Source organism: Xanthomonas sp. SHU 308, assembly GCF_000364645.1.
Taxonomy (GTDB): domain Bacteria; phylum Pseudomonadota; class Gammaproteobacteria; order Xanthomonadales; family Xanthomonadaceae; genus Xanthomonas_A; species Xanthomonas_A sontii.
Genome location: NZ_AQOK01000147.1, coordinates 1 through 9,355 on the forward strand (window position 1 = coordinate 1; position 9,355 = coordinate 9,355).

Consider the following 9,355-nt stretch of genomic DNA (forward strand, 5'->3'; position numbering starts at 1 on the left):
TCGCCGCGCCATCGGCGGTGTCGTCGCTGGCGAGCAAGGCGTCCACGTCCAGGTCCATGCCGCGCAGCGCTTCGCCGAGTTCGCCGGCCACGCGCTGCATGGCCAGATACTCGCGCAGATGCTGCGGCGAGGCGGTCAGCCAGTCCAGCAACTGCTGCTCCTGTTTCGCGTCCAGCGGCTGCATGCGTTGCACCGCATGCCAGTGCGCGGCATCGGCGATGGCACTGCGCGAAGAGAACGTACTGTCGTTCACCAGCGGTCTCCGCTGTCGGCCAGCGCGCGGCGGCAGGCCGACAGCCCGCGCACCACGTGCTTCTTGACCATGTGCGGCGATACGCCCATGCGTTCGGCGATCTGCTTGTAGCTCAGCCCGTCGCGGTACTGCATCACCAGCACCGCGCGGGTGCGCGCGGGCAGTTCGGCGAGCAGGGCCTGCAGGTGCTGCTGGCGCTGCCGCCGGTGTGCGCTGTCTTCCACGTCGTCTCCCGCCGCCAGCAATTGCGAGAACTGCTCCATCTCGTCGATGCGCAGCGGCGCCTGGCGGCGACGCGCGGCCTGTTCGCGCGCCAGGTTCTGCGCGACGGTGTACAGATAGGCTTCGGGATTGGCGATGGCCTCGCCCTGCTGCCGATGCGCGCGCAGCAACCGCAGATAGGTTTCCTGCACCATGTCCTCGGCGTCTTCGCGTGCGCCGCGGCGCACGAAGAAGCCGCGCAGCACCGGGCCGTGTTCCGCGAACATGCGCGCCCATGCGCGTTTGGGGTGAGCCGCCACCGAGCCTGCCTTGTCCCTGGGGTGCGGGGCAGGCTAGAAGCTGCAGATGACGGTTCGGTGACGTGGGGGCGGTGCGTGCGGAGCAAGGCGGTGTTCGCCACTTCCTGCGGGAGTCGCCTGTCATGCAGCCGCGACGCGCGGCGTGGTCTGCGTTCCGATGGCGCAATGCGTCGGGACTGAAGTTCCTCCCACAGTGCGCACGGCGGGCTCGCCGCCGCTCCTGCGAAGGCAAGGTGGATGCATCTTGCCGCGACCGCTAATGCGAATCGCGCGCCACCGCGTCGCCGCTGCCGCCCACCAGGAAATCCAGGTCGGCGCCCAGGTGCGCCTGTTGCACGTGCTCCACGTAGAGCTTGCTCCAGCCGCGCGGCGGCGCCGGCGGCGGGGTCCATTCGCTGCGCCGGCGCAGCAGTTCCTCGTCGCTGACTTCCAGGTGCAACGCGCGGCCGGGGACGTCGAGTTCGATGATGTCGCCGTCGCGCACCAGCGCCAGGGTGCCGCCGGCGGCGGCCTCCGGCGAGGCGTGCAGCACCACGGTGCCGTAGGCGGTGCCGCTCATGCGCGCATCGGAGATGCGCACCATGTCGGTGACGCCGGCGCGCAGCAGCTTCGGCGGCAACGGCATGTTGCCGACCTCGGCCATGCCCGGGTAGCCGCGCGGGCCGCAGTGCTTGAGCACCATGATGCAGTCGGCGTCGATGTCCAGCGCCTCGTCGTCGATGCGCGCCTTGAAGTCCTCGATGCTCTCGAACACCACCGCGCGCCCGCGGTGCCGCAACAGGTGCGGCGAGGCGGCCGACGGCTTGATCACCGCACCGTCCGGCGCCAGGTTGCCGCGCAACACGGCGATGCCGGCCTCCGCGCGCACCGGCGCGTCCAGCGGGTGGATCACCTCGCGGTTCCAGCACGGCGCCTGCGCCACGTTCTCGCCCAGGCTGCGACCGTTGACGGTGCGCGCGTCCAGCGCCAGTTCGCTGCCGAGTTCGCGCATCACCGCCGGCAGCCCGCCGGCATAGTAGAAGTCTTCCATCAGGTACTGGCCGGACGGTTTGAGATTGACCAGGCACGGCAGCCGCGAGCCCAGCCGGTCCCAGTCGTCCAGTTGCAGCGGCACGCCCACGCGGCCGGCCAGGGCGAGCAGGTGCAGCACCGCGTTGGTGGAGCCGCCGATCGCCGCATTGACCTTGATCGCGTTGGCGAAGGCGTCGGCGCTGAGGATCTGCGACATGCGCAGATCCTCTTCCACCATCTGCACGATGCGCCGGCCGCTGAGCCGCGCCAGCCGCGCGCGGCGCGCGTCCACCGCCGGGATCGCCGCGTTCTCCGGCAGCGACATGCCCAGCGCCTCGACCATGCTGGCCATGGTCGAGGCGGTGCCCATGGTCATGCAGCTGCCCTTGGAGCGCTGCATGCAGGCCTCGGCCTCGACGAAGTCGTCCTGGCTCAGGGTGCCGGCGCGGACCATCTCCGACATCTCGATCACGCCGGTGCCCGAGCCCAGCGGCTGCCCGCGCCAGTTGCCCGACAGCGACGGCCCGCCGGACACGCCGATGGTCGGCAGGTCCACGCTGGCCGCGCCCATCAGCAAGGACGGGGTGGTCTTGTCGCAGCCCATCAGCAGCACCACGCCATCCAGCGGATTGGCGCGGATCGATTCCTCCACGTCCATGCTGGCGAGGTTGCGGAACAGCATCGCGGTGGGGCGCATCTGCGTCTCGCCCAGCGACATCACCGGGAACTCCAGCGGGAACCCGCCGGCCTCGTACACGCCCTTTTTGACGTGTTCGGCCAGTTCGCGCAGGTGGCCGTTGCACGGTGTCAGTTCCGACCAGGTGTTGCAGATGCCGATCACCGGGCGGCCATCGAACATGTCGTGCGGATGGCCGGCGCTCTTGAGCCAGCTGCGGTAGTAGAAGCCCTGCTTGCCTTCGCGCCCGAACCACGCCTGGCTGCGGCGCGGCGGTTTGCTGGGTGAGCCCATGTCGGCGGATTCCTCGAGTCCAGGACGCCGGGATCCGCCTTGTGCGCAAGCCGCCCCCGGATGCTTTACGCCGGGGATGCTAGCGGGCATATTGATACGTGAAAAATAGCAAATATCTCCAAATGGATATTTGTTTTCATATATCGAAATCCTATCCACCTAGAGCGAAACGGCATGGACAACTCGGCAAGCGCAGCGCCTTCCTCCCTCGGCAACGCAACCTACGGCAGCCTGCGCGGGCGCCGCGTCTTCATCACCGGCGGCGGTTCCGGCATCGGCGCCGCGCTGGTCGAGGCCTTCGCCGCGCAGGGCGCGCAGGTGGCCTTCGTCGACGTCGCAGACGAGGCCAGCGCCGCGCTGGCCGAGCGGCTGGCCGCGTCCGGCCTGACCGCGCCGTGGTGGCGTCGCTGCGACGTCACCGACGTGGCCGCGCTGCAGGCGGCGATCGGCGACGCGGCGGCCGAACTGGGCGACTTCCACGTGCTGCTCAACAACGTCGGCAGCGACGACCGCCATGCGCTGGAGGCGGTGACCCCGGAGTACTGGGAGCGCTGCGTGTCGATCAACCAGCGTGCGGCGTTCTTCGCCATCCAGGCGGTGGTGCCGGGCATGCAGCGGCTGGGCGGCGGTTCCATCGTCAACCTCGGCTCCACCGGCTGGCAGAGCAAGACCGGCGGCTACCCGGTGTACGCCACCGCCAAGTCCTCGGTGAACGGCCTGACCCGCGGCCTGGCCCGCGACCTGGGCGCGGCGCGGATCCGCATCAACGTGCTGACCCCGGGCTGGGTGATGACCGAACGCCAGGTCACCCTGTGGCTGGACGAGGCCGGCGAGCGCGAACTGGCGCGCAACCAGTGCCTGCCGGACAAGGTGATGCCCGAGGACATCGCGCGCATGGCGCTGTTCCTGGCCTCGGACGAGGCGCGCGCGATCACCGCGCAGGAGTTCGTGGTGGATGGCGGCTGGACCTGAGCGCGGTCGCGCGGCCGGGCGTCGCGGGGGCACCGGTTCGGGCAGGGCAACAGCGGAGGCGGTATCCGGCTTCGCTCGTCGGGGCTGAAGCCCCTCCCACAAACAGCCGGGCGCTGCTGCTGGGCGGCGCGTTGTGGGAGGGACTTCAGTCCCGACGCGATCAGCCGTCCGCAGGCAGCGACGGCGGGGTCGCCGTCACGGCGACGCCGTACACCGTGGCCGCCGCCTCCTGCAGCGCCTGCAGCACGATCCGCGCGCCGGGCGACAGCAGCCAGTCGCGGCGGGTGATCAGGCCGAAGGCGTCCATGCGGCAGGACAGCGCCACCGGCACGATCGCGACGCTGCCGTGGTCGGCGAAATGCCGGGCCACGTCCTCCGGTACCACCGCCAGCGCGTCGCCATGCCGCAGCAACTGCGGCAGCACCACCAGCGCCGAGGTCTCGATCACCCGCTTGGGCGCCTCCAGCCCGGCGTTCTGGAACATCAGTTCGAAGCGGTGGCGCAGCACGCTGCCGTCCGGCGGCACGATCCACGGCGCCTCGGCCAGCACCGCCAGCGTCGGCGCCGGCGCCGCCAGCAGCGGATGGCCGGGGCGGGCGATGGCGCAGACCTTTTCCTCGGCCAGCGCCTGGTAGTGCAGGTGGCGCTTGTCGTGCCGCGCGAACAGACGTGCCACCACGATGTCCAGTTTGTTTTGCGCCAGTTGCTCCAGCAGCACGTCGCTGCCGTCCACGCGCAGGCTCACCCGCAGCAGCGGATGCTGCGCGCCGACCTGGGCCAGCGCGGACGGCAGCAGGCTCATCGCCGGCCCGGCGATCGCGCCGACGGCGACGCTGCCGGCATAGCCGGCCTTCAGCGCCTCGATCTCGGCGCCGGCCTCGCCGAGGCTGGCCAGGGCGATGCGCGCGTGGCGGATCATCGCCTCGCCGTACCAGGTGGCGCGCATGCCGCGCGGCAGGCGCTCGAACAGCGGCACCGCCAGCATGTCCTCCAGGTCCTTGAGCAGCTTGGAGGCGGCCGGCTGCGACATGTTCAAGGTCTCGGCGGCGCGGTGGATGTTGCCTTCCTCCTCGATCGCCAGCAGCAGCATCAATTGCCGGGTCTTCAGGCGGGCGCGGACGAACCAGGGCGGGGCGGCAGGCATGGCGCTCACAGAGATACGAATGTTCGTATACGTTAAGCCAAAACCGATATTTGTTGCATATAGGTCGTCCGGCCAGAATAGGTCGGGCGCATCGCGCCGCGCGTGTCCCGCGCCGCCCGCTGCGCGTCCGCATTCCGACAGGCGACCGATGCATGCGATTGATCCAGTTGCTCGATGACGCCGGCACGCCCGGCGTCGGTGTGGTGGAAGACGATGGCCGCCAGGTGCGGCTGCTGCGCGAGGTGGCGTCCACCTATGCGCTGGCCAACGCGGCGCTGGCCGCCGGCAACAGCCTGGAGGCGCAGGCGCAGCAGCTGCGCGGCGAGCGCGTGCTCGACTACGCCGCGCTGCTGGCCGCCGGTCGCGTGCTGCCGCCGCTGACCCATCCGGACCCGGCGCATTGCCGCGTCACCGGCACCGGCCTGACCCACCTGGGCAGCGCCGCCACCCGCGATGCCATGCACCAGAACCTGCAGCAGCAGGCGGCACAGGGCACGCTCACCGATTCGATGAAGATCTTCCAGCTCGGCGTGGACGGCGGCATCCCGCGCGACGGCCAGCCCGGCGCGCAGCCGGAATGGTTCTACAAGGGCGACGGCAGCAGCCTGGTCGCGCCGGGCGCGCCGCTGCCGTCGCCGGACTTCGCCCTGGATGGCGGCGAGGAGCCGGAACTGGTCGGGCTGTACGTCATCGGCGCCGACGGTGTGCCGTACCGGCTCGGCTTCGCGCTGGGCAACGAGTTCTCCGACCACGTCACCGAGCGCCAGAACTACCTGTACCTGGCCCATTCCAAGCTGCGCGCCTGCGCGGTCGGCCCGGAACTGCGCTGCGGCGCGTTGCCGCGCGACCTGCGCGGCCACAGCCGCATCCGCCGCGGCGATGCGGTGATCTGGGAGAAGCCCTTCGTCACCGGCGAGGCCAACATGTGCCATTCGCTGGCCAATCTCGAATACCACCATTTCAAGTACGCCGCGCACCGCGTGCCTGGCGACGTGCACCTGCATTTCTTCGGTACCGCCACGCTGAGCTTCGCCGATGGCGTGCAGGCGCAGCCCGGCGACCGCTTCGAGATCGAACTGGCCGAGTTCGGCGCGGCGCTGGTCAATCCCTTGCAGCGCGTCGACAGCGGATTCGCCCTGGGCGGCGTGCGCGCGCTGTAGAACCGCACGGAGGTAGGCATGACCCGACGTTTCCAGAGCTACATCGACGGCCGCTGGGTGGCCGGCGACGACCTCGCCCCAGACGAGAATCCGTCCGACCTGTCGGCACCGGTCGGCGAAGCCGGCAGCCTCGACGCGGCCGCGGTGCGCGAGGCGATCGCCGCGGCCAACGCGGCGCAGTCGGCGTGGGCCGCGAGCACCCCGCAGCAGCGCGCCGACGCGCTGGACGCGGTCGGCAGCGAGATCCTGGCGCGCAAGCAGGAACTGGGCGCGCTGCTGGCCTCGGAAGAGGGCAAGACCCTGCCGGAGAGCATCGGCGAGGCGGCGCGCGCCGGGCAGATCTTCAAGTTCTTCGCCGGTGAGGCGCTGCGCATTCCCGGCGAGACGCTGGCCTCCACCCGGCCCGGGGTCAACGTCGAGATCACCCGCGAGCCGGTCGGCACGGTCGGCATCATCGCGCCGTGGAATTTTCCGCTGGCGATCCCGGCGTGGAAGATCGCGCCGGCGCTGGCCTACGGCAACACCGTGGTGTTCAAGCCGGCGGAGATCGTGCCCGGCTGCGCCTGGGCGCTGGCCGAGATCCTCAGCCGCGCCGGCCTGCCAAACGGCGCGTTCAACCTGGTGCTCGGCAGCGGCAGCACGGTCGGCCAGGCGCTGGTCGCCGAGCGCGGCATCGATGCGCTGAGCTTCACCGGCTCGGTGCCGACCGGCAACCGTCTGCTCAAGCAGGCCGCCGAGCGCGGGCTGAAGATCCAGCTGGAGATGGGCGGCAAGAATCCGCTGGTGGTGCTGGCCGATGCCGACCTGGACCTGGCAGCGGAGATCGCGGTCAACGGCGCCTACTTCTCCACTGGACAGCGCTGCACCGCCTCGAGCCGGCTGATCGTCGAACGCGCGGTGCACGACGAGTTCGTCGCGCGGGTGCGCACCCGCCTGGCCGCGCTGAAGATCGGCCATGCGCTGGAGCCAGGTGTGGACATCGGCCCGGTCGCCAGCGCCAGCCAGTTCGCACAGGATCGCGACTACCTGCGCATCGCCCGCGAGGAAGGCGCGGAACTGCTCTACGGTGGCGAGGCGCTGGAGTGCGCGCACCGCGGCTACTACCTGCGCCCGGCGCTGGTGGCCGCGCAGCCGCAGCACCGCATCGCCCGCGAGGAGGTGTTCGGCCCGGTCGCCGCGGTGCTGGTGGCCGACGACTACGAACACGCGCTGGCCCTGGCCAACGACACCGAGTTCGGCCTGTGCGCCGGCATCGCCACGCGCTCGCTGAAGCACGCCACGCATTTCAAGCGGCACGCGCAGGCGGGCATGGTGATGGTCAACCTGCCCACCGCCGGCGTCGACCCGCACGTGCCGTTCGGCGGACGCAAGGCCTCCAGCTACGGCCCGCGCGAGCAGGGCCGCTATGCGGTGGAGTTCTACACCACGGTCAAGACGGCTTACACATCCGCACCATGAACTGATCGAATCAGCGCACGCCGGCCTGGGAGGGTGGGCGGCGCGTCGCGGCCTCCGGGCCCGTCCGCCGCCAGCGTGCATCAACGAGGAGGGGCTATGCACAAGCACACGTCGGGAATGCGGGCGCTGGGAATCGCGGCACTGCTGGGCATGGCGCTGGCCGCCTGTTCCGGCGGCGGCAAGGACGCGGGCAAGGCGCCCGGGCAACTCACCGTCGGCTTCAGCCAGGTCGGCGCCGAGAGCGAGTGGCGCACCGCCAACACCGCCTCGATCAAGCAGGCCGTCGCCGATGCCGGCATGAAGTTGAAGTTCTCCGATGCGCAGCAGAAGCAGGAGAACCAGATCAAGGCGCTGCGCTCGTTCATTGCCCAGCGCGTGGACGTGATCGCGTTTTCGCCGGTGGTGGAGTCGGGCTGGGAGACGGTGCTGCGCGAGGCCAAGGCCGCGAAGATCCCGGTGGTGCTGACCGACCGCGCGGTGAAGGTGTCCGACGACAGCCTGTACGTGACCTTGATCGGTTCGGATTTCGTCGAGGAAGGACGCAAGGCGGCGCGCTGGCTGGTCGAGCGCTCGCCGCTGAAGGACGGCGACAAGCCGGTGCGCATCGTCGAACTGCAGGGCACCGTCGGCTCGGCGCCGGCGATCGATCGCATGAAGGGCTTCAAGGAGATCCTGGCGGCGCATCCGCGCTTCCAGATCGTGCGCTCGCAGAGCGGCGACTTCACCCGCGCCAAGGGCAAGGAAGTGATGGAGGCGTTCCTGAAGTCGGAGGGGCGCAACATCGACGTGCTCTATGCGCACAACGACGACATGGCGATCGGGGCGATCCAGGCGATCGAGGAAGCCGGCCTGAAGCCGGGCAAGGACATCCTGGTGATCTCGGTGGACGGGGTGAAGGGCGCGTTCGAGGCGATGCAGGCCGGCAAGCTCAACGTCACCGTCGAATGCAATCCGCTGCTGGGCCCGCAACTGGTGCAGGCCATCCGCGACCTCAAGGCCGGCAAGCCGCTGCCCAAGCGCATCGTGGTGGAGGAGTCGGTGTACACCCAGGACCAGGCCGCGGCCGAACTGCCCAAGCGCAAGTACTGAGGCCGCGCGCATGCATCCGCTGGTGCTGGAGGCGCAGGGACTGAGCAAGGCCTACGCCGGCGTGGCCGCGCTGGAGGACGTGGCGCTGCGCCTGCGCGGCGGCGAGATCCACGCGTTGATGGGCCAGAACGGCGCCGGCAAGTCGACCCTGATCAAGCTGCTCACCGGCGTGACCGCCGCCGACGCCGGACGCATCGCGCTGGACGGCGCGGTGGTCGCGCCGGCGTCACCGCAGCAGGCGCAACGGCTCGGCATCAGCACCGTGTACCAGGAAGTGAACCTGTGCCCGAACCTGTCGGTGGCCGAGAACCTGTTCGCCGGCCGCTACCCGCTGCGCGGCTGGTTGCGGCGCATCGACTGGCGCCGGGTCGAGCGCGAGGCCGAGGCCGGCCTGCAGCGTTTGGGCATCGCCATCGACGTGCGCCGCGCGCTGGGCAGCTATCCGGTGGCGGTGCAGCAGATGGTGGCGATCGCGCGCGCGGTCGGCGTGTCGGCGCGGGTACTGATCCTCGACGAACCCACTTCCAGCCTCGACGAAGGCGAGGTGGCCGAACTGTTCCGGGTGATGCGCGCGCTGCGCGATGGCGGCATGGCGATCCTGTTCGTCACCCACTTCCTGGACCAGGTGTACGCGGTGGCCGACCGCATCAGCGTGCTGCGCAACGGCCGCCTGGTCGGCGAATACACGCCGGCGGAATTGCCGGCGCCGCAACTGGTCGCGGCGATGGTCGGGCGCGCGCTCGACCCGGCCAGCGCGGCGGCCGCCGCGGTGCGCGC

The 9,355-nt window shown here is 70.5% G+C and carries 8 protein-coding genes and 1 pseudogene; 5 read left to right on the forward strand and 4 right to left on the reverse strand.

Annotated elements, in window-relative coordinates; translation table 11 throughout:
* The 3 genes and pseudogenes from D588_RS24145 to D588_RS0106225 form a co-directional block, all read right to left on the reverse strand.
* Window positions 1–184: pseudogene (locus D588_RS24145) on the reverse strand (iron dicitrate transport regulator FecR); the annotation flags it as partial.
* A gap of 65 nt (window positions 185–249) precedes the next feature.
* Window positions 250–774, reverse strand: a complete 525-nt coding sequence (locus D588_RS0106220; protein ID WP_026143437.1) for a sigma-70 family RNA polymerase sigma factor — start codon at window positions 772–774, stop codon at window positions 250–252.
* 256 nt (window positions 775–1,030) lie between these two features.
* The gene (locus D588_RS0106225) at window positions 1,031–2,755 is read right to left on the reverse strand and encodes an IlvD/Edd family dehydratase (protein WP_017915373.1); all 1,725 of its coding nucleotides are present in this window, start codon (window positions 2,753–2,755) and stop codon (window positions 1,031–1,033) included.
* Between the two features lie 174 nt (window positions 2,756–2,929).
* Between D588_RS0106225 and D588_RS0106230 the strand changes: the two genes are divergently transcribed.
* Window positions 2,930–3,727 carry an SDR family oxidoreductase gene (locus tag D588_RS0106230; RefSeq protein WP_017915374.1) on the forward strand — a complete coding sequence of 266 codons (798 nt, stop codon included), beginning with the start codon at window positions 2,930–2,932 and terminating at the stop codon, window positions 3,725–3,727.
* A gap of 160 nt (window positions 3,728–3,887) precedes the next feature.
* Here the strand turns inward: D588_RS0106230 and D588_RS0106235 are convergent, their stop codons facing one another.
* The gene (locus tag D588_RS0106235) at window positions 3,888–4,871 is read right to left on the reverse strand and encodes a LysR substrate-binding domain-containing protein (RefSeq protein WP_017915375.1); all 984 of its coding nucleotides are present in this window, start codon (window positions 4,869–4,871) and stop codon (window positions 3,888–3,890) included.
* A 152-nt stretch (window positions 4,872–5,023) separates the two neighbouring features.
* Between D588_RS0106235 and araD1 the strand changes: the two genes are divergently transcribed.
* The 4 genes from araD1 to D588_RS0106255 all read left to right on the forward strand — a co-directional run.
* Window positions 5,024–6,031 carry an AraD1 family protein gene (gene araD1 / locus D588_RS0106240; protein ID WP_026143438.1) on the forward strand — a complete coding sequence of 336 codons (1,008 nt, stop codon included), beginning with the start codon at window positions 5,024–5,026 and terminating at the stop codon, window positions 6,029–6,031.
* Window positions 6,032–6,049: 18 nt separating this feature from the next.
* The gene (locus tag D588_RS0106245) at window positions 6,050–7,489 is read left to right on the forward strand and encodes an aldehyde dehydrogenase family protein (protein WP_017915376.1); all 1,440 of its coding nucleotides are present in this window, start codon (window positions 6,050–6,052) and stop codon (window positions 7,487–7,489) included.
* Between the two features lie 96 nt (window positions 7,490–7,585).
* Window positions 7,586–8,578, forward strand: a complete 993-nt coding sequence (locus D588_RS0106250; RefSeq protein ID WP_039727380.1) for an ABC transporter substrate-binding protein — start codon at window positions 7,586–7,588, stop codon at window positions 8,576–8,578.
* A gap of 10 nt (window positions 8,579–8,588) precedes the next feature.
* On the forward strand, window positions 8,589–9,355 hold a 767-nt coding region (locus D588_RS0106255), incomplete at its 3' end, for an ATP-binding cassette domain-containing protein (protein ID WP_017915378.1).